Raw genomic sequence first — 24,105 nt, 5'->3', positions numbered from 1 at the left:
ATTTTTATTTTCAATAGTATTTGTGGTTTTTAAATAAGAAATATTTAATTTATTATATTAATGTACTTTAATTATTTTTTTTGAGAAGTATTTATTTCCATTATTGATTAAACTAATAAAATAAATGCCATCAGGATAATCATTAATATTAATAATATCTTGTGGCCAATTTAGTTTTTTAGTGATAAGTCTTTTTCCAAATAAATTATAAATTTCGATGACAATATTTTGCATTTCATTTTTCATTTCAAATACTATATTTTCAGAAGTTGGATTGGGGGAAATAATCATTTCATCTGTCTTATCTAAATTAGATATGGAATTAATTAATGTATCGCATAATGTGGTATCAACTCCTAAATTATAATTTGGATAGCTTGGTAAATACCAAAAATTGTAGGTTGGTAGAAGTATAACTCGTTGATGAAAATTACATAATGTCCCTTTTAAATTAGGTGATTCAATAACATGGTAATAGGTTGATGTTCCTGGAGAAGACACATAAATTTTCCCATCTGGTCCAATTTGACCACCATGGAATCTTGTATTTTTAATTGCTCCATCCCATTCTGCAACTAGTTCAATTGAGTCTTCTAATTTTGGAGTTGTAATATCTAACTGCCAACATTTACTCTGATTAAACAAATATAAGTATTTAGAGTTAGGGGAAAACTCACATTCGGATGAAGTCAAACTTTCACTGTGTAATTTAATATGATCTTTGAAAGTCAATTTACCAGTGCATCTTTGAAAATCAAAAAGGGTTAAACCAGAAATAACATTACTAATAGCAAATTTATTTCCATTTTGACTAAACTTAGTAGCACCAAGCCCTGCACTCAATGAATATGGCAAATCAAAACAATGCTTTCCATAATTTGTAAATGTATTCTCAGAAAAGAGAACAATATTTATACAATTTGAATCAATACATGGAAATAAGAGCCACCAATCCTTTCCATTTGCATGTTTTACCATTGCATTACCTAGCGCTGTGAATCTGCCTTCAATTACGATATTTGTTTTAGAAGTAATTTTACCATTACTATTTATAGAATCAAATTCAACTGAATGATAAAATATGGTTGAAGCTCCAATTGCAGTATCTTCTGGCGAAATTAAAATCTTAAAATCAGGATTAATTAGGTAATATTTTGTGTCTGTAATAGGAATAATTAATGAGCTCTGTGCTATGTTAAAACTGGACTCGTTCTCACAAAGCCTGGAATTTGGTACTAAATCCCTACCATTAATAAGTAGTTTATTATTATTGTCATAAATTTTACAACCATTTGAATAAAATATTAATTTTCCTGATTCTGTACTAATTGCAATATTTTGATCCATGTCCATATCAGAAATAATTGTTGATATAGACAAGCTATCGTTATTAAAATTAAATAAAGTATGAACATCATTAGCCCCATATCCTATTATCCAATTATTATCATATTTGTTTTGTGAAGATATTGGACTATTAGTAAGTATAAGACTCAATATACAAAGCCCTAAATAAAATTTACTGAGTTTTAAAAATACCATATTTTGTCCATTTTTCCAAATTCTTGAATTGTCTAAATTATTAGTATGAAGTATTGAGTAAACTCCATAATGAAGGTGTAAGTCACGAAATAAATTTCTTTCAACAATTATTGAATAAAAGTTACCACTTTTCAATAACCTAAACAAATAAAATATTACTAGTCAATAGCCAATTCTTTTATAATTTATATTAAAATAATATGATAAAAATACTAAAATCCAATTTTTTAAACCATTCCGACACAAGTACTTTATGTAATGACCTTGCTTGTCATCAAAATGCTGCTTTAAGAATTCAATCATTTTTATTTATTTCGAAAAAATTGATTTGATTTCTGAAATAAGTATTTCCAAATGAACAAGAGTAAAAAATAAAGTACAACTCGTAAGCAAGTATCTACGGTCGATCCACCCTCGAGGTACCACCGAGGTATCAAGCCCGGTTGCTCGACTTATAGATGTGATGGCTTAACTTGTCAATTTCATGCATCACCAAGCATTAATATACAAAAAAAAAGCTACACCATTACAGTGTAGCTTTTTTTTCTAACTTAATTCTTATCAATAAATAAGAAGCAATGTATGTATCTTTTTAGCTTCTTTTGTCATAAACACAACTCTGTAGATTCCTGCAGCAGAAAACTTAAACTCGCTCTTGTTTATTTTAACATTCGAAGTGACAGAAGTAATCTCATGACTCCACACTTCTTGTTCCAATAAATTATAAACTTTTAGATATCCTTCTTCTACTGGATTTTCAAAATAGACTTCAAACTCTCCACTATTTGGATTTGGATAAATCGTAAAATCCCAATCTGATTCAGGAATAAATTGATCAGGATCTGTAGCATCAATCTCATTCAGAAGTCTATCTTCAGAATATGATAATTTTATCTCACCTTGATTAGACCCATCAACCAAATTATGACCACAAGCAATACAAGGTCCTAAAGATTTTTTAGCAGGCATAGGATTTGTTAAAGTAGTATACAAGACACAAGTCTTCGTACAAACATTATTCGCATCAACTGTCGCGATATAAACTTTTTGTGGTTTAGTTCCGCATTTCCAACTTGCTAAAATGGAAGCAAATGGTGGTGGATATTTACAATCCGGAAGTCCATCATTGTTGTTATCCACAGAATCGTCACCCTTAGGACAAACATCGCACGCATTCCCTACTCCATCACAATCTTCATCTTCTTGATTTGGATTACTCACATTTTTACAATTATCGCAAGGATCATATATACCATCACCATCCGCATCATTTGTGATGGTAACTTTTGCTGTACAAGTTGAGCTATTACCGTTAACATCAGTAATTGTAACCGTCACATTTGTATTTTTTGTACTCGCACAATTGAATGTATTTGGAGTTACCGTTTTAATTAATATTCCACAATTGTCCTTGATTTTTGAAAGTACACTATCAGCTGTAATTGTTTTTACTTTACTTGATGGCAATATGATATTAATGTTTTTACATACAATATCCGGTGGTGTAACATCCTTAACAAATAAAGTATCTGAACACATACTCATTAAACCCGATGAATCTGTCACTGTAAGCTTAACAATTCGCCAAGGAATATCATCACAAGTATAAGTGTAGCGATTCAAAGTTTTTGTTTTTATTGCACAATTATCTGTCGAACCGTTATCTATGTCATTCGCTGTTATAGTTTTTAATCCTAAAGTATCCAGATTTATAGTTATCTTTTTGCATCTTGCAACTGGCGGTTCTCTCTCAAAAACATTAACTACTACAGTACATCTCGATACATTACCACACACATCGGTAGCCGTCCAAACTATATTATGAAGGCCTACTCGTAATTGTTCAGAATTTAATGAACTTGTGAAATTGACATTATTACTCAAAGTAACAGAATCAGAACAAGCATCTTTCGCAAATGGGTCAAATTCATTTCCAATAACAGTATAATAGCAAAGCATTGTATCTGCCTTTCTTTGGAATGTTGAACCATTTCCAGGGCAAGTAATTACAGGACCAGTAGTGTCCTTAACCGTGATAATTTGTTTACCCGTTCCTGATGATGAATTTCCGCAAAAATCTGTTACATACCATGTTCTGGTAACTTTTGTGTCATTGATACATGTACCTCCAGAAATAGAATCTGTATATTCTACTATTGGATTAGCATCACAAGGATGATTAACGTTTGTTGGATATCCTGTCAATGAAGGCAAATCTTCATATGCACAAGAATCAGCTAATCTCGTACCCTTGATTTGGAAATTATCAATATACAATTCCTTGGTTTGAGGATTAGTCCCTCCTGTGTATCGTACTCTGATAAATAACTGAGAAGGGAATGCCAATCCGTTAATTGGAGAAGTACATTGAATCCATGTTCCGGTAGTTAAAGCTGTTGAACTAAAATTAGTCCAATTAGAACCATCCGTACTGTAATCCATCAATAGCGTATTTGCACTACCCACCCCATTCTTTCTAGCTTGGACGTAAACTGAAAAATTATTAAAGAGTGGCAGATTATTTCCACCCACATTAAATCTCCAAATTCCCGGAAGCTGAGAATCATTAACCTTTAAGGCTTTTCCAGCTAAAGTATTAGGTGTGAAAGCTAAATTACCACTTATTACTCCAGTGGTAGTCATATACATGTTTGAACTGGTATCCACTTTTGAAGTAATACCTGTATACAATTTAGGCCTTAGGTTATTATATGATGTACCCGTATTGAAGTCATAATTAACTATAGTCTTCACACCAGATGGAATCACACCTGTATACAGTGTAATATTTGGAGGTAGCGTAAAGTTCGGCTTAGTTGTATCTATAACCGTAATCAACTGATTACAAACGTCAAAATTATTACACTTATCAGTTGCTGTCCATGTTCTGGTTATTGAATAATTTCCAGGACAATCACCCAGGTTCACCTGATCACTATATGTGATTACTGCTATTCCACCGCAAGCATCAGATGCTGTTGCCGTACCTGTAACAGGAGGCAAGGTTGAAACATTACAGTTTACAGTAATCGGATTCGGACATGTAATCACAGGAGGTGGGAAATTCGAAACTGTGAACATAGCTGTACAGTTCTTATTCGTCTCACACTTACTTGTTACTGTAAATGTAACCACTCTACTACCACCACATTCCGGAGGTGCTCCTGAATTATTATTGCTTAGACTAGCATTGCATCCACCTGTTGCTGATGCTGTTGCCAACCATACCGCAAATAATGAGTCAATAGAAGCCTGGCTTTGACAAGATGTAACCGTAGTATTAACCGGACATGTTAATACAACTGCCGGTGGTGCTGTCACTGAAAAAGTTGCACTACATGTAACATTTGGTTCACAAGAACTGGTTACTGTAAATACAACCGTTTTGGTTCCACCACATGAATTCGGTGCTCCGGTACTATTATTTGTCAACAATGGATTACAACCACCAGTTGTTGTAGCAGTTAATAACCAAGCATTATAAGAAGAATCAATTGAAGCCTGACTCAAACAAGATCCTTCTGTTTTATTACTTGGACAGGTTAAAGCAACTGCAGTAGTATTACTTACAGTAAAGGTAGCACTGCAAGTTATATTAGGTTCACAACTACTTGTTACCGTGAATATAACTGTTTTCGTACCACCACAAAAACTTGGAGCACCATTATTATTATTTAAGATGGTTGCGTTACAACCTCCTGATAATGATCCTGAAGCCAACCAGATGTTAAATTTATTGTCAATCTGGGCTTGAGTTTGACACGCTGATTCAGTTACGTTATTAGCGCATGTAAATACGACAGCAGGCGCGGCAGTAACCGTAAAGCTGGCCGAACAAGTTACAGAGGCTTGACAAGAACTAGAGACCGTAAATGTTACGGTTTTAGTTCCTCCAGTACAAGCATCCGGAGCACCAGTATTATCGTTACTAATCGATGCATTACAACCTCCTATAATTGTTGCTGATGCAAGCCAAGTGTTGAATTTTGCATTGATCGAAGCTTGAGTTTGACACGCAGCTTCTGTTGTATTATTAGGACAATTGATAATCAATGGTGGGTTGGAAGAAACTGTGAATGAAGCAGTACATGTTTTGTTTGGTTCGCAGCTACTTGTTACTGTAAATGTAACGGTTGTCGATCCTCCGGTACATGAATTTGGTGCACCGGTATTATTATTGGATAAACTTGGGTTACAACCACCGCTGGTAGTAACAGTTGCTAACCAAATAGAGAATTTGTTATCAATAACTGCTTGTGTTTGACATGCAGCTTCTGTTGTGTTGACAGGACATGTCAGTACAACAGGTGAACTATTTACTGTGAATGTCGCTGTACATGTTTTATTTGGTTCGCAGGAACTTGTTACAGTGAAAGTAACCGTTACTACCCCACCACACGCACTTGGAGCCCCAGTATTATTATTACTCAAAGAAGCATTACAGCCTCCACTCGTTGTTACTGTTGTCAACCATGTATTAAACTTGGTATCAATTGCAGATTGGGATTGACATGCATTTTCTGTAACATTTGCTGGGCAATTCAAAACAACAGGAGATGAATTCACTGTAAATACAGCACTACAAGTCTTATCAGGTTCACAAGAACTGGTTACTGTGAAAATAACCGTCTTCGATCCACCGCAGGCACTTGGTGCACCACTATTATTATTTGATAATAGTGGATTACATCCGCCACTCGTTGTTGTTGTTAATAGCCAAGCAGCAAATGAAGCATCTATAACCGATTGCGATTGACAAGCCACTTCCGTTTTATTGGAAGCACAATTTAACACTACAGCCGATGAAGCTGTAACTGTAAATGTTGCTGAACATGTGGTAGTTGTTGGAGCACAAGAACTTGTGTAAGTCCAGGTAACTGTAGTACTTCCACCACATCTGCTAGGCGCCATTGGTGTCGCCGGAGATGTTGTCAATAATCCATTACAGCCACCATTTGCAGTAGTTGTTAACAACCAAGCAGCGAAAGAAGCATCGATAACTGCTTGAGTCTGACATGCAGCCTCTGTTTTATTCACAGCACATGTAAAATTCACCGGAGGTGAAGGACTGACTGTGAATGTAGCTGAACAAGTGGTTGAAGTAGGTGCACATGAACTGGTGTAATTCCAGGTCACAGTAATACTTCCACCGCATTTATCAGGTGCAGTAGGATTTGCAGGGATGGTCGTAAGTAGACCATTGCAACCTCCATTCGCAGTCGTTGTGGCTAACCAAGCGGTGAATGATGCATTAATTGCCGCTTGAGTCTGGCAAGCAACTTCTGTTTTATTAACAGCACATGTAAAATTCACCGGAGGTGAAGCAGTCACTGTAAATGTAGCTGAACATGTGGTTGTTGTTGGTGCACATGAACTGGTATAAGTCCAGGTCACTGTTGTACTTCCACCACATTTATCTGGTGCTACAGGTGTAGTTGGAGATTTAGTTAACAAACCATTACAACCGCCAGTTGCTGTTGTTGTTGCCAACCATGCTGCAAAAGAAGCGTCTATTGCCGCTTGAGTTTGACATGCAGCTTCCGTTTTATTCGTAGCGCATGTTAATACAACAGCTGGTGAAGCTGTAACAGTAAAGGTAGCTGAACATGTGGTTGTTGTTGGTGCACATGAACTGGTATACGTCCACGTAACAGTAGTACTTCCCCCACATTTATCTGGAGCCACGGGTGTAGTTGGAGATTTAGTCAATAGCCCATTACAGCCGCCTGTTGCAGTAGTGGTTAACAACCATGCTGCAAACGATGCATCTATTGCTGCTTGTGTTTGACAGGCTGCCTCCGTTTTATTAGTAGCACATGTTAATACAACTGCTGGTGCTGCGGTTACAGTAAATGTAGCTGAACATGTTGTAGTTGTCGGTGCACATGAACTTGTGTAAGTCCATGTCACTGTGGTACTACCTCCGCATTTATCAGGTGCAACAGGTGTCGCAGGAGATTTAGTTAATAACCCATTACAGCCCCCACTTGCAGTAGTTGTTAACAACCAAGCTGCAAATGAAGCATCGATAGCTGCTTGTGTTTGACATGCAGCTTCCGTTTTATTCGTAGCGCAAGTGAAAACAACAGCTGGAGACGCTGTGACTGTAAATGTTGCTGAACAGGTCGTTGTTGTTGGTGCACATGAACTGGTATAGGTCCATGTCACAGTAGTACTTCCACCACAGGCATTAGGAGCAGTTGGTGTGGTAGGTGAAGTAGTCAATAAACCATTACAACCCCCGCTTGCTGTGGTGGTCAACAACCATGCAGCAAAGGATGCATCTATTGCTGCTTGAGTCTGACAAGCAGCTTCCGTTTTATTTACTGCACAATTAAAGACCACTGGTGGCGATGCAGTCACTGTGAATGTTGCGGAGCACGAAGTGGTAAATGGAGCACAAGAACTTGTATAAGTCCATGTAACTGTGGTACTACCTCCACACGCATTAGGTGCAACAGGAGTAGCTGGTGAAGTAGTTAAAGATCCATTACAGCCTCCACTTGCAGTTGTGGTTAACAACCATGCTGCAAATGATGAATTTATTGCCGCCTGAGTCTGGCACGCTGCTTCGGTTTTACTGGTAGCGCAAGTAAATACAACAGGTGGTGATGGGTTAACTGTAAAAGTAGCAGAACAGGTAGTAGTTGTTGGCGCACAAGAACTCGTATAAGTCCAAGTAACTGTAGTACTTCCACCACATTTATCTGGTGCTATCGGGGTAGCTGGTGAAGTGGTCAATAAACCATTACACCCACCGGTTGCTGTGGTTGTAGTCAACCAAGTAGCAAATGAAGCATTAATTGCTGCCTGTGTTTGGCATGCTGCTTCTGTTTTATTGGTAGCGCAAGTCAAAACAACTGGAGGTGAAGCAGTTACTGTAAAAGTCGCAGAACAAGTGGTTGTGGTTGGGGCACATGAACTGGTATAGGTCCAGGTTACCGTTGTACTTCCTCCGCATTTATCTGGTGCAATTGGATTTGTTGGTGATTTAGTTAATAGTCCATTACAACCTCCTGTTGCGGTAGTTGTGAGTAACCAAGCTGCAAAAGACGCATCAATGGCTGCTTGAGTTTGACAGGCTGCTTCAGTTTTGTTTACGGCACATGTCAATACAACTGTTGGCGCTGCGGTTACTGTGAAAGTAGCTGAACAAGTGGTACTTGTAGGTGTACATGAACTGGTGTAAGTCCATGTCACTGTAGTACTTCCACCACATTTATCTGGGGCAACAGGAGTTACTGGCGATTTAGTCAATAAGCCATTACAGCCTCCTGTCGCGGTGGTTGTTAATAACCAAGCTGCAAACGAAGCATCGATAGCCGCTTGTGTTTGGCAGGCTGCCTCTGTTTTATTTGGCGCACAAGTTAAAACTACCGGTGGTGCAGGGTCAACAGTAAACGTCGCTGTACATGTGGTCGTTGTTGGGGCACATGAACTGGTATACGTCCAAGTTACCGTCGTACTTCCACCACATTTATCTGGAGCAACCGGGTTTGTTGGAGATTTGGTTAATAAACCATTACATCCACCACTTGCAGTAGTCGTTAATAGCCATGCTGCAAAAGAAGCATCGATAGCAGCTTGCGTTTGACAGGCTGCTTCTGTCTTATTTGAAGCACATGTAAATACTACTGGTGGCGAAGGATCAACCGTGAATGTTGCTGTACAAGAAGTTGTTGTTGGAGCACACGAACTGGTATACGTCCAGGTTACCGTGGTAACTCCGCCGCATTTATCTGGTGGTGTTGGTGTTGTTGGTGAGGTTGTCAACAATCCATTACAGCCACCGCTTGCTGTCGTGGTCAACAACCATGCTGCAAAGGACGCATCGATAGCTGCTTGTGTTTGACATGCAGCTTCTGTTTTACTGGTTGCACAATTAAACACGACAGGCGGTGAAGGATTCACTGTAAATGTTGCAGTACATGATGTTGTAGTTGGTGCACATGAACTGGTATACGTCCAGGTTACCGTTGTACTTCCTCCGCAGGCGTCTGGTGCCATAGGGTTACTTGGCGATGTAGTCATCATTCCATTACAACCTCCAGTAGCAGTGGTGGTTAATAACCATGCAGCAAAGGAGGCATCGATGGCAGCTTGTGTTTGACAAGCCGCTTCTGTCTTACTTGTAGCACAGGTAAATACTACCGGTGGTGATGGGTCAACTGTGAATGTGGCTGTACACGTGGTCGTTGTTGGTGCACATGAACTTGTGTAAGTCCATGTTACGGTGGTGCTTCCACCGCATTTGTCAGGGGCAACAGGGTTACTTGGTGATGTCGTCAACATTCCATTACAGCCTCCTGTAGCCGTAGTCGTTAATAACCATGATGCAAAGGAAGCATCGATGGCTGCTTGTGTTTGACAAGCAGCTTCTGTTTTACTCGTTGCACAAGTTAAAACTACAGGTGGTGATGGGTCAACTGTAAATGTTGCTGTACATGTAGTTGAAGTAGGTGCACATGAACTGGTATACGTCCAGGTTACCGTGGTACTTCCTCCGCATTTATCCGGTGCAACCGGGTTATTTGGTGATTTAGTTAATAAGCCATTACAGCCTCCAGTAGCCGTTGTTGTTAGTAACCATGCCGCAAAAGAAGCATCGATAGCCGCTTGTGTTTGGCATGCTGCCTCCGTTTTACTGGTAGCACAGGTCAATACTACAGGTGGTGCAGGGTCAACAGTAAAGGTTGCTGTACATGTAGTTGAAGTTGGTGCACATGAACTGGTATATGTCCATGTTACGGTCGTACTTCCACCACATTTATCCGGTGCGACCGGGTTCGTTGGTGATTTTGTTAATAAACCATTACAGCCTCCTGTCGCAGTGGTTGTTAATAACCATGCAGCAAAGGATGCATCGATAGCTGCTTGTGTTTGACATGCAGCCTCCGTTTTATTTGTTGCACAGGTTAATACTACCGGTGGTGATGGATCTACGGTAAACGTTGCTGTACATGTGGTCGTTGTTGGCGCACATGAACTGGTATACGTCCAGGTTACCGTGGTAACTCCGCCACATTTATCTGGTGGTGTTGGTGTTGTCGGTGAGGTTGTCAACATTCCATTACAGCCTCCACTTGCAGTTGTAGTCAATAACCATGCTGCAAAGGAAGCATCGATTGCTCCCTGTGTTTGACATGCAGCTTCCGTCTTACTAGTTGCACAATTAAACACTACTGGTGGTGATGGATCTACGGTAAATGTCGCTGTACATGATGTTGTAGTTGGAGCACATGAACTGGTATACGTCCAGGTTACCGTTGTACTTCCTCCGCAGGCGTCTGGTGCCATAGGGTTACTTGGCGATGTAGTCATCATTCCATTACAACCTCCAGTAGCAGTGGTGGTTAATAACCATGCTGCAAATGAGGCATCGATAGCCGCTTGGGTTTGACATGCAGCTTCTGTTTTATTTGTAGCACAGGTAAATACTACCGGTGGAGATGGATCTACGGTGAATGTTGCCGTACAAGTGGTCGTTGTTGGCGCACATGAACTGGTATACGTCCAAGTTACAGTAGTACTTCCTCCACAGGCATCTGGTGCCATTGGGTTACTAGGAGATGTGGTCAACATTCCATTACAGCCTCCTGTAGCCGTGGTCGTTAACAACCATGCTGCAAAGGATGCGTCAATAGCCGCTTGTGTTTGACAAGCTGCTTCTGTTTTACTGGTCGCGCATGTGAACACTACCGGTGGTGATGGATCTACAGTGAATGTGGCTGTACATGTTGTTGTCATCGGTGTACATGAACTGGTATACGTCCAGGTTACCGTGGTACTTCCTCCGCATTTATCCGGTGCCATTGGCGTTGTTGGTGATGTTGTCAACATTCCATTACAGCCTCCAGTTGCCGTGGTGGTTAATAACCATGCCGCAAAAGAAGCATCGATAGCTACTTGTGTTTGGCATGCTGCCTCCGTTTTACTGGTAGCACAGGTCAATACTACTGGTGGTGCAGGGTCAACAGTAAAGGTTGCTGTACATGTAGTAGAAGTAGGTGCACATGAACTGGTATACGTCCAGGTTACTGTTGTACTTCCACCACATTTATCTGGAGCAACCGGGTTCGTTGGTGATTTAGTTAATAAACCATTACAGCCTCCTGTCGCAGTTGTTGTTAATAACCATGCTGCAAAAGAAGCATCGATAGCTGCTTGTGTTTGACATGCAGCCTCCGTTTTATTTGTTGCACAGGTTAATACTACCGGTGGTGATGGATCTACGGTAAACGTTGCTGTACATGTGGTCGTTGTTGGCGCACATGAACTGGTATACGTCCAGGTTACCGTGGTAACTCCTCCGCATTTATCTGGTGGTGTTGGTGTTGTTGGTGAGGTTGTCAACATTCCATTACAGCCTCCACTTGCAGTTGTGGTCAATAACCATGCAGCAAATGAGGCATCGATTGCTGCTTGTGTTTGACATGCAGCTTCTGTTTTACTTGTAGCACAATTAAACACTACTGGTGGTGATGGATCTACGGTAAATGTCGCTGTACATGATGTTGTAGTTGGAGCACATGAACTGGTGTATGTCCAGGTTACTGTGGTAACCCCTCCGCATTTATCTGGCGCCATTGGGGTCGTTGGTGATGTAGTCAACATTCCATTACATCCTCCGCTTGCAGTTGTGGTTAGCAACCATGCTGCAAACGAGGCATCGATAGCCGCTTGTGTTTGACATGCAGCTTCTGTTTTATTTGTAGCACATGTAAATACTACCGGTGGCGATGGATCTACGGTGAATGTTGCCGTACAAGTGGTCGTTGTTGGCGCACATGAACTTGTATACGTCCATGTTACAGTAGTATTTCCTCCACAGGCATTTGGTGCCATTGGGTTACTTGGTGATGTCGTCAACATACCATTACAGCCTCCTGTAGCCGTGGTAGTTAACAACCATGCTGCAAATGATGCGTCAATAGCCGCTTGTGTTTGACAAGCTGCTTCTGTTTTACTGGTCGCGCATGTGAACACTACCGGTGGTGATGGATCTACGGTGAATGTGGCTGTACATGTTGTTGTCATCGGTGTACATGAACTGGTATACGTCCAGGTTACCGTTGTACTTCCACCGCATTTATCCGGTGCCATTGGTGTCGTTGGTGATGTAGTCAACATTCCATTACAGCCTCCAGTTGCAGTGGTGGTTAATAACCATGCTGCAAAAGAAGCATCGATAGCTGCTTGTGTTTGACAGGCTGCCTCTGTTTTACTGGTAGCACAGGTCAATACTACTGGTGGTGCAGGGTCAACAGTAAAGGTTGCTGTACATGTAGTAGAAGTAGGTGCACATGAACTGGTATACGTCCAGGTTACTGTTGTACTTCCACCACATTTATCTGGTGCTACCGGGTTCGTTGGTGATTTGGTTAATAAACCATTACAGCCTCCCGTAGCTGTGGTTGTTAATAACCATGCTGCAAATGAGGCATCGATAGCTGCTTGTGTTTGACATGCAGCCTCCGTTTTATTTGTTGCACAGGTTAATACTACCGGTGGTGATGGATCTACGGTAAACGTTGCTGTACATGTGGTCGTTGTTGGCGCACATGAACTGGTATACGTCCAGGTTACCGTGGTAACTCCGCCACATTTATCTGGTGGTGTTGGTGTTGTCGGTGAGGTTGTCAACATTCCATTACAGCCTCCACTTGCAGTTGTGGTCAATAACCATGCTGCAAAGGAAGCATCGATTGCTGCCTGTGTTTGACATGCAGCTTCCGTCTTACTAGTAGCACAATTAAACACTACTGGTGGTGATGGATCTACGGTAAATGTCGCTGTACATGATGTTGTAGTTGGAGCACATGAACTGGTGTACGTCCAGGTTACTGTGGTAACCCCTCCGCATTTATCTGGTGCCATTGGGGTCGTCGGTGATGTCGTCAACATTCCATTACAGCCTCCACTTGCTGTCGTCGTCAACAACCATGCTGCAAACGAAGCATCGATAGCTGCCTGAGTTTGACATGCGGCTTCTGTTTTATTTGTAGCACAGGTAAATACTACCGGTGGCGATGGATCTACGGTGAATGTTGCCGTACAAGTGGTTGTTGTAGGCGCACATGAACTTGTATATGTCCATGTTACAGTAGTACTTCCTCCACAGGCATCTGGTGCCATTGGATTACTCGGTGATGTGGTCAACATTCCATTACAGCCTCCTGTAGCCGTAGTCGTTAATAACCATGCTGCGAAAGATGCATCGATGGCTGCTTGTGTTTGACATGCCGCTTCAGTTTTACTGGTCGCACATGTGAACACTACCGGTGGTGATGGGTCTACAGTAAATGTGGCTGTACATGTTGTTGTCATCGGTGTACATGAACTGGTATACGTCCAGGTTACCGTTGTACTTCCACCGCATTTATCCGGTGCCATTGGTGTCGTTGGTGATGTAGTCAACATTCCATTACAGCCTCCAGTTGCAGTGGTGGTTAATAACCATGCCGCAAAAGAAGCATCGATAGCTGCTTGTGTTTGGCATGCTGCCTCCGTTTTACTGGTAGCACAGGTCAATACTACAGGTGGTGCAGGGTCAACGGTAAAGGTTGCTGTACATGTAGTTGAAGTTGGTGCACATGAGCTGGTATACGTCCATGTTACCGTCGTACTTCCACCACATTTATCTGGAGCAACCGGGTTCGTTGGTGATTTAGTTAATAAACCATTACAGCCTCCTGTCGCAGTTGTTGTTAATAACCATGCTGCAAAAGAAGCATCGATAGCTGCTTGTGTTTGACATGCAGCCTCCGTTTTATTTGTTGCACAAGTTAAAACTACCGGTGGTGCAGGGTCAACAGTAAACGTCGCTGTACATGTGGTCGTTGTTGGCGCACATGAACTGGTATACGTCCAGGTTACCGTGGTAACTCCTCCGCATTTATCTGGTGGTGTTGGTGTTGTTGGTGAGGTTGTCAACATTCCATTACAGCCTCCACTTGCAGTTGTGGTCAATAACCATGCAGCAAATGAGGCATCGATTGCTGCTTGTGTTTGACATGCAGCTTCTGTTTTACTTGTAGCACAATTAAACACTACCGGTGGTGATGGATCTACGGTAAATGTCGCTGTACATGATGTTGTAGTTGGGGCACATGAACTGGTGTACGTCCAGGTTACTGTGGTAACCCCTCCGCATTTATCTGGTGCCATTGGGGTCGTCGGTGATGTCGTCAACATTCCATTACAGCCTCCACTTGCAGTGGTGGTTAACAACCATGCTGCAAACGAAGCATCGATAGCTGCCTGAGTTTGGCATGCAGCTTCTGTTTTATTTGTAGCACATGTAAATACTACCGGTGGCGATGGATCTACGGTGAATGTTGCCGTACAAGTGGTCGTTGTAGGCGCACAAGAACTAGTATATGTCCATGTTACAGTAGTACTTCCTCCACAGGCATTTGGTGCCATTGGGTTACTTGGTGATGTCGTCAACATTCCATTGCAACCGCCTGTTGCAGTGGTAGTTAATAACCATGCTGCGAAAGATGCGTCAATAGCCGCTTGAGTTTGGCATGCAGCTTCCGTTTTACTGGTAGCACATGTAAAAACAACAGCTGGAGATGCTGTAACTGTAAATGTTGCTGAACATGTAGTTGTTGTAGGGGCACATGAACTGGTATAAGTCCAGGTTACTGTGGTGCTACCGCCGCATTTATCTGGTGCTACCGGAGTAGTTGGTGATTTAGTTAATAATCCATTACAACCTCCACTAGCTGTAGTTGTAGTCAACCAAGTCGCAAATGATGCATCTATGGCAGCTTGAGTTTGGCAAGCCGCTTCTGTTTTATCTGTAGCGCAGGTAAATACTACTGCTGGAGATGCTGTAACTGTAAATGTTGCTGAACAAGTTGTAGTTGTTGGAGCACATGAGCTGGTATAGGTCCACGTTACGGTGGTGCTTCCACCACATTTATCCGGAGCCATTGGCGTTGTTGGTGATGTGGTCAAAGAACCATTACAACCTCCAGTTGCTGTGGTTGTAGTCAACCAAGTAGCAAACGAGGCGTCAATTGCTGCCTGTGTTTGGCATGCAGCTTCGGTTTTATTTGTGGCACAAGTAAATACAACAGCTGGTGATGCTGTTACTGTAAATGTAGCTGAACAGGTTGTAGTTGTTGGAGCACATGAACTGGTATAAGTCCAGGTTACTGTAGTACTTCCTCCACATTTATCTGGCGCCATAGGGGTTGTTGGCGAGGTGGTTAGAGCACCATTACAACCTCCTGAAGCAGTGGTCGTTAATAGCCATGCTGCAAAAGAGGCATCTATAGCAGCTTGTGTTTGACATGCAGCCTCTGTTTTATTAGTTGCACATGTAAATACGACTGCAGGGGATGCAGTTACTGTAAATGTCGCTGAACATGTTGTGGTTAAAGGTGCACATGAGCTAGTATAAGTCCAAGTTACTGTTGTACTTCCTCCACAAGCATTTGGTGCCATTGGTGTCGTAGGAGATGTAGTCAATGATCCATTACAACCTCCAGTAGCAGTAGTCGTTAATAACCAAGCTGCAAACGAAGCATCAATAGCTGCTTGTGTCTGACATGCAGCTTCAGTTTTATTAGTAGCGCAGGTAAATACCACTGCAGGTGAAGCAGTAACCGTAAATGTAGCAGAACAAGTCTGAACCGGTGAACAAGAGCTTGTAACTGTAAACGTTACCGTTTTAGTGCCTCCACAAATAGGTGGAGGTCCTGAATTATTATTGGTCAGTGTGGCACTACAGCCTCCTGTAAAACTGGTCCTAGCCAACCAATCATTGAATGCGGCATCAACTGCAGATTGTGTTAAGCAAGCTGCTACTGTAGTATCATTGGCACAAGTAAGAATTACAGGTGAATCGGTAACTGTAAAGCTTGCACTGCAGGTCACAGGATCTCCGCAATCACTATCTACAGTAAATGTAACCGTGACGGATCCACCACATTCTGAAGGAGCGCCCATACTATTATTGGACATAGATGCATTACAACCACCGCTGAAACTGGCGGTCATTAACCACGCATCAAAGGCGGCATCAACTTCTGCCTGACATGCAGATAAGGTCGTATCGTTAGGACAAATTAAAAATGGACCTGGTATAGGTTCAACTGAAATAAGTTGTATACAACTGCTTTCATTTCCACATGAATCTGTAGCTGTCCATTTTCTATAAATTAATTGATCTACAGGACAAGTTCTTATTACTACAGAATCTGAAAAAACAATCATTGCAATGGTATCTGAACAATTATCATAGGCTGTAGCATATCCTAAACTATCAGCACTTGTTGATTCTTCACAAGTTACGGTAACATCATCAGGACAAGTAATGATAGGTCCCGTAGTATCAATTGCCATTATTATTTGAACACCTGAATTGGAATTATCACAGTCGTCTGTAACGGTCCAGGTTCTGTGGATTATCATTTCATCTGGACAAGACCCTACAGTTATACTATCTGTGTATCTTAAAGTTGGCAAAGAATCACAATTGTCCATAACATTGGTTGGCCATCCAGTAATATCAGGGGAAGCATCATATCCGCATGAATCATAATTGACAAATGCTCTCAATTGGAAATTATCAATTCTTAATTGTTTAGGACCAGCACCCATGGCTCCTTTATAAGTGATCCGCAGGTAAAGCGAATCTGTAAGTACATTTATAGGAACTGTGGCTGTATCTTGAATCCAGGTACGATGAGCTAACATTGTGGAATCAAACCTTGTCCAGGTAATATTATCCAATGAGTATTCATACCTCATAGTATCCGCGCTTGCGCTATCTTTCATAAAGGCCTGACAATAAACCATAAAATTGGTACATAAAGGCATTGTTGGACCTCCAATGTTAAATTGCCAATGGCCAGTTAAGTGAGATGAATCGGTACAAAGTGATCTTCCGGCAATTGGATTATTGGTGAAAGCTAGATTTCCGGTAACAGTTCCAGTATCTATTTTAAACATATTAGAACTGGTATCTATTTTAGATCCAATTCCAAAATATAATCTAGGCGCTAATGCCAAATATGATCTTCCTCGGTTGAAATCATAATTGACTAAAGTATTCGTATCTGAAATAGCAGATCCTTTATATATGGTGGTATCGTTTGGAATTGTAAAGGTTGGTCTTGTGGTATCACTAATGGTTATAATTTGAACTTGATCCTCAGCTGCATTACCACAACTATCTACTAATGACCAAGTACGTGTGATTACATTTGATCCATCGCAAGGTTCTACTGAAATAGAATCACAAAATGTTGCTAACAGTCCTGTAGAACAATTATCCATTTCATCGGTAACATCTCCTGTTACAAAAGGCGATGCTTCAAAAGTGCAGCAAACAATGGATCTTACTTGAAAATTATCAATGTATAAATCACTTGTTCCTACCCCACTTCCCCCTGAGTAAGCTACTCTAACAAATAATGAATCTGGATTAGAAACATTTGGAATGGTAGCCGTATCCTGAACCCAAGTTCCCAATGTTAATGCTTTAGATCTAAAATTGGTCCAACTCGTTCCGTTGGTACTGTATTCTAACTCTAAAGTTGTAGCACTACCTGTACCATTTCTATAGGCTTGAATATAGACACCAAATTGTTTTCCTTTCGGAATACTATTGCCTTTTAAATCAAATCTCCAAAAACCTGGTGAACTAGAATTGGTGACCTTAAGTGCCCTTCCTGCATTTGCATTGACACTGTAAGCAAGGGAACCAGATGGGGTACCAATTGTCGTTAAAAATGGATTTGAACTGTTATCAACCTCTGATTCAATGTCTGTAAATAATATGGGACATAGGGTGGCATAAGAACTGCCTTTGTTAAAGTCGTAATTAGCTATGGTAGCTGTATCCGGGATATCCGGACTCTTATATATAGTAATATCCGGAGGTGCAGTGAATGTTGGAATCAGGGTATCAAGGACTGTTATTAATTGAGTTTGATCAGGTGCTTTATTCAAACAACTATCGATCAGGGACCATTTTCTATAAATTAATTTAGATCCTTCACAAGCCCCGTTTACCAGTGAATCTGCAAAGGTGGCTTCTAACTCTGAAGAACAATTATCATCTTCATTAGTGACATCACCAGTAATTGAAGTGTCAGCATTATACGTACATTCTGAATCCGTATATATGGTAATATCCATCGGAGCAGTAAACGTAGGTCTTGTGGTATCATCAATTTGAATAATCTGAGGAATGTTTACACTCGTATTATTACAAACATCAGTAACATTATAAATTCTTGAAATCACAATTGGGCAAGTTCCAGAATTGGTTTCTGTACTGGACACAATTAAATTAGCATCAGGCGTACAATCTGTAATTGTAACTCCCATATCTTCTAATTCCATTACTGTTGTAACTGGAGGAGGAAGATCTGAAATATTACATCCATTAACAAAAAGTGTATCTAACATACCAGTTACCACAGGGGCTGTATCTGTTGTAACTGTAAAAACAGCACTGCATGTTTTATTGGCTTCACAACTACTAGTTACTGTAAATGTAACCGTTTTAGAACCTCCACATCGATTTGGAGCACCGTTATTATTATTAGTTGTTGCCACATTACATCCACCTGTAGTGCTGACTGTAGCTAGCCATCTTGTAAATCTGGCATTAATAGAATCCTGTGTTTGACATGGTACTTCAGTTTGATTTATTGGACATGTCAAAACTATTGGTAAAGCAGGTGTTACTGTAAAAGTAGCACTGCAGGTTTTATTAGCTTCACATGAGCTGGTTACTGTAAAAGTAACCGTTTTGGTACCTCCAGTGCAAGCATTAGGCGCACCAGTATTGTTATTCGTTAAGACAGCATCACAACCACCGGTTTTAGTTGCTGTTGCCAACCATCGATTAAAACGAGCATCAATGGAATCCTGCCGCTGACATACAGGTTCAGTTTGATTGGTTGGGCAGGTAAGTACCACGGCTGGCGCTGCAGTAACTGTAAATGTTGCACTACACGTTAAATCTGCACCACAGGTTACATCTACTGTAAAAATTACAGTTTTAGTTCCTCCACATTTATCAGGAGCACCGGTATTATTATTCGATAATCCATTATTACATCCGCCGGTAACCGTAGCTGTAGCCAGCCATCTAGTAAATCTGGCATTAATCGAATCTTGGGTTTGGCATGAAACTTCAGTTTTATTCGTTGGACAAGTTAGCATGACAGGAGCAGCTCCTTCTACAGCAAAAGTAGCACTACAGGTTTTATTGGCTTCACAGGTGCTGGTTACTGTAAAAGTTACCGTAGCCGTTCCGCCTGTACAAGCGTCTGGGGCACCTGTATTATTATTAGTTAAGACAGCATTACAACCTCCAGATTTTGTTGCTGTTAGCAGCCATCTATTAAATCTTGCATTTATGGTATCTTGAAGTTGGCAGACCGGTTCACTAACATTTGCAGGACAAGTTAATACAACCGCCGGAGCAGTTGTAACAGTGAATGTTGCAGAACACGTTTTATTTCCTTCACAAGAGCTGGTAGCCGTAAAAGTTACTGTTTTAGTGCCTCCACATTTATCTGGGGCTCCATTATTATTGTTTGTTATGGCTACATTACATCCCCCTGAGGATGTTACTGTGGCTAACCAAGTTGTAAATTTTCCATCAATGGCTGCCTGGGTTTGACAAGAAGCCTCAGTGGTATTTGTTGGACAGGTTAGAACAACTGAAGTGGCGGCTGGAACCGTAAAAGTAGCCGAACATGTTTTATTAGCTTCACATGAACTGGTCACAGTAAAGGTTACCGTTTTAGTGCCACCGACACAAGCCAAAGGAGCTCCATTATTATTATTAGTTATTAAGGTGTTACATCCTCCTGTTACTGAAACTGTTGCAAGCCAGTTGGTAAATGCCGTATCTATTTGAGCTTGGGTATAACAAGCGGGTTTAGTAACATTGGCTGGACAAGTCAGAACTACCGTTGTACTACTAACGGTAAAAGTAGCAGAACAGGTTTGAGTTGTACCACATGTAGCAGTGGCTGTAAATGTAACTGTTTTTGTTCCCCCGCATTTATCCGGAGCTCCGGTATTATCGTTGGAGATCATTCTCGGGGAACAGCCTTGCACTATAATACCCGTAGCCAGCCAAGCATTAAATGCAGCATCAATGGCAGCCTGTGTCTGGCAAGCAGCTTCTGTTTTGTTGACTGGACACTGGATAACTAAATTTGAATCTGCTACAGTCAATGTAGAAGAACAAGTAGAAACTAGTGGTTCACATGTACTCGTATAAGTATAAGTTACGGTAACTGTGCCACCACATTTATTGGGTGGACCTGGATTAGTATGACTTAAATTACCGATACAACCACCTCCTCCGGAACCACGTGTTACCCAGTTATTATATATAGCATCAACTTGAGCTTGGGTTAGGCATCCGGGTTGTACTGAAGGTTGAGGGCAATTTAATTCCACACATCGATAATCTTCTACTTCACCATCTGTAGCAGAAAGAAAAGATCGTTCATCAACATTAATGGTTAACCCATTATCTGAAAGGTTATTGGTAGTTAACCTGATTCTCATATAATGTTCGCTCACATTACTTACGATACTTATATTACTCCAAGTTAAGGTCTTTGTACCCATAAAACCATTGGCAACAGTAACACTGGTAAATTCGGTAGCTTGAAACATACCATCTCCACTTAAATCAATCCAGGCATAAAGTGTGGCTACTTTGCCTGTGGTATTCGTAATATTAATTACGTCAACAGAAATCGTCTGGGGCCCACCAAATGCGAAAGATGGTGGAACAACTATACCATCCTCATCGTCTACACCTGTCGTATCATCTGTTCTTGCGAAAGTACTAGGAACTGCTCCAACCTCACTATCTACAAGCAAACCTATTCTTAATCGATCACAATCAATCAAGTGTTTAGGGGCTCCATAGGTAGCTGGTGCATCAGAAAAATCCTCTATAAAGATATTACTCACACCAATTGAAAAAAGGACGTGTGAATCGTTTGTTGTGTTCGTTTTGGTACTATCAAATCCATGGCCTTGTCCGGAAACAGGTACGATGACAGGTTGTACAAGACCTCCACCAGTATTTGGACTATGGGATGTTGTTCCAACGAATATATCACTACCAATAACCGATAGATGATTAGCTCCTCTGGGGTTTCCGGTATCTCCAAGATAATCTGCTTGGTTTCCTCCAACATAAGTACCATAAGTTAATGTGTTTAAATTACTTGTGAATCCAGCAAAAAACATATCCTGACCACCACCATTAAATGTGGCATCGTAAAATGGTTCAGATCCAATATTAAGCGTCGGTAATCCAGTACCTCCAACTGTACCCCAAAGTAATAAAAAGGATTCACCTGATCCATCGCAGGCATTCGAGGTAACTAGTTTGAGCCCATTACCAATATCTGCAAATCCAGATCCATAAAATGTAGCTCGATATCCAGTTGTACCACCAGAAAACACCTTGCCAAGTACTGCATCTGTATTTCCGTTTTGAGATGCATCATAAGTACCTGTTGTAACAGGAAAACCGGAACTAACATCTCCAGTAAAGTATAAGGTATCTTGAATAATCTCTACATCATTAATACGATCAGCATTATTTCCGCCTATTTGATCTAAATAGTTAAACCCTGTTCCATCTGCTTTGAGTACACCTATTACACCATCTAGGGAAGTATTTCCTCCTGCACGTTTGGCTGCAGCTGAATTGGTTTCTGTAATATCTCCAGTACCAATTGTCCCACAAAATGCAACTCTTTCATTCGAGAACAATTCCAAATCATTGATAAAATCTGTACCACCTGCACCAACAAAATTTCCCCAATACAATTGATTTATATTGTTGAACCTGGCAATATACAAATCACTCCCCCCCCCAAAAGTAGTATCAACAAAGTTTGTTCCTGAAAAATAACGTGGAGCAGTGTGGGGCAAATCTGATGTAGCAGTAAACCCAATTGTGTAGGTGGTATCCGTAGTCGCCTTTATGGTTGTAACTCCTCGTCCATCTGCACCTGTACCTCCGATGTAAGAAGCATAAATCAAAGTATCTAGGGCACGATTAAATACAGCAACAAATCCATCCGTCGAACTTCTCGTATTATCAAAAGGGGTTCCTGCCATGGGTACATCCACCTCGGTAAATCCACCAATGAATACCCTGTTTGGAGAAAGGGCCAAACAGTGTGCATTGACATCCTGTTCATTGGTTATGGTACTTGGACCATACAAAGTAAGATCCATAAGTAAGGTACCTGAACTATTCACCCTATAAACTATGGCTACGGATTCCCCCGTGTTTTGACCACCTCCATTTCCTCCACCTGTTGGCCAAGTAATGACATTACGCCATCCATCAGCTTCATAGGAAACGGTATCATTGGGATTGACATTTATGGTAATGTTTTTATTGGTTGCACCAGCACAGTAAATGACTCCGTCTAGGGTATCAATTTGGATGGCATACAAATATTCATCAAAGGTTCCAGAATCATCATCCATAAAAGTACCCCAGTTTAATGTTGGGTCAATGATCAATGGATATTGGGCATCTAATTTAGATTTTGTATGAAAAGAGATGATGTTATCTTTATTTTCTTTGAAGGTCATTTTGACGGGTATTTTACCGTTTTCTGTGACCTGATAAGATTCCGGAATATTGAATTTTACATCTGAAAATCGTAAACCAACAGTTAATCCTCCATCCTTGTCTATTTTTAAATTATCCTGCCCGGTGAACTTTAATTTGATTTGTTCATAGTCGGCACCGGGTTTCATGATCCAGTCAAATTCCAATGCACCATCTTTGGTACTATAAAGTCTTAAACCAATTCCAGGATAAATTTCTTCTAGGGTTAAATCTTTAGCTGCGTGTACTCCTGAAACCCAATTTTTAGGGTTAAGATCCTGGAAGAAATTGTATCTGGTTCCAAATGAATCTCCCAATTTCAAATTTGGTAATGGGTTTGCACCATCCATTTCTAAGGTAAAGGTGTGGAGACTTTTAAGGACATTATTGACTTCAGGTAAAGCATTAGTCAAAGAATCAAATTTGAAAGATTCATCTTCCATTTTTACGTATTCCTGAGCTATAAATCGTATTTTATTTCTTTCGATATATACTGATCCTTGTTTTCCATTGAAATAATACAGAACATTGGGGTTTTTAACCTGTCCTTTATTCTCCATGAATCGCAGGGTCTGACCATTTTCTTTAAGAGTCTTTCTGACTTGTTCCTCCATAGAAACAGGTGCCTTTTCTTGCGGAATACCCTGACTATGTAGATTGGAATTAAATGGAAACAAAAATACCAGACAAGTCAGATACTTTAGCCCATTTAAAGACCACGACAATAAGTCTTTAGTGAAAAATTTTGCGGCTGCTGAAGTGTGGTACATATAACTTTTTTTCATACTGTAAATTCTTGAATTTGAGTAGTATTTGGGAACATGCTACTCATTATTGAAATACGATTTTTATGGACTTGGGGTTGGTCGCTGCTTGAATTAATTTGCAACAGAAAAACCTTGAAATGATTAATTATTTGGTCT

The 24,105-nt window shown here is 40.7% G+C and carries 2 protein-coding genes; both read right to left on the bottom strand.

All coding sequences use genetic code 11. The annotated features are described in order from the left end of the window. Window positions 1-57: 57 nt before the first annotated feature. Complete coding sequence (locus IPK88_11125) at window positions 58-1,542, bottom strand: T9SS type A sorting domain-containing protein (GenBank protein ID MBK8243967.1); 1,485 nt, start codon at window positions 1,540-1,542, stop codon at window positions 58-60. A 561-nt stretch (window positions 1,543-2,103) separates the two neighbouring features. Further along, window positions 2,104-23,967 carry a hypothetical protein gene (locus IPK88_11120; protein MBK8243966.1) on the bottom strand — a complete coding sequence of 7,288 codons (21,864 nt, stop codon included), beginning with the start codon at window positions 23,965-23,967 and terminating at the stop codon, window positions 2,104-2,106. Window positions 23,968-24,105: the final 138 nt, after the last annotated feature.

Origin of the sequence: Candidatus Defluviibacterium haderslevense, from assembly GCA_016712225.1 — a bacterium.
GTDB classification, from domain to species: Bacteria; Bacteroidota; Bacteroidia; order Chitinophagales; family Saprospiraceae; genus Vicinibacter; species Vicinibacter haderslevensis.
Note: the sequence above shows the minus strand (reverse complement) of the source record. Positions and strands in the feature narration are given on the sequence as shown.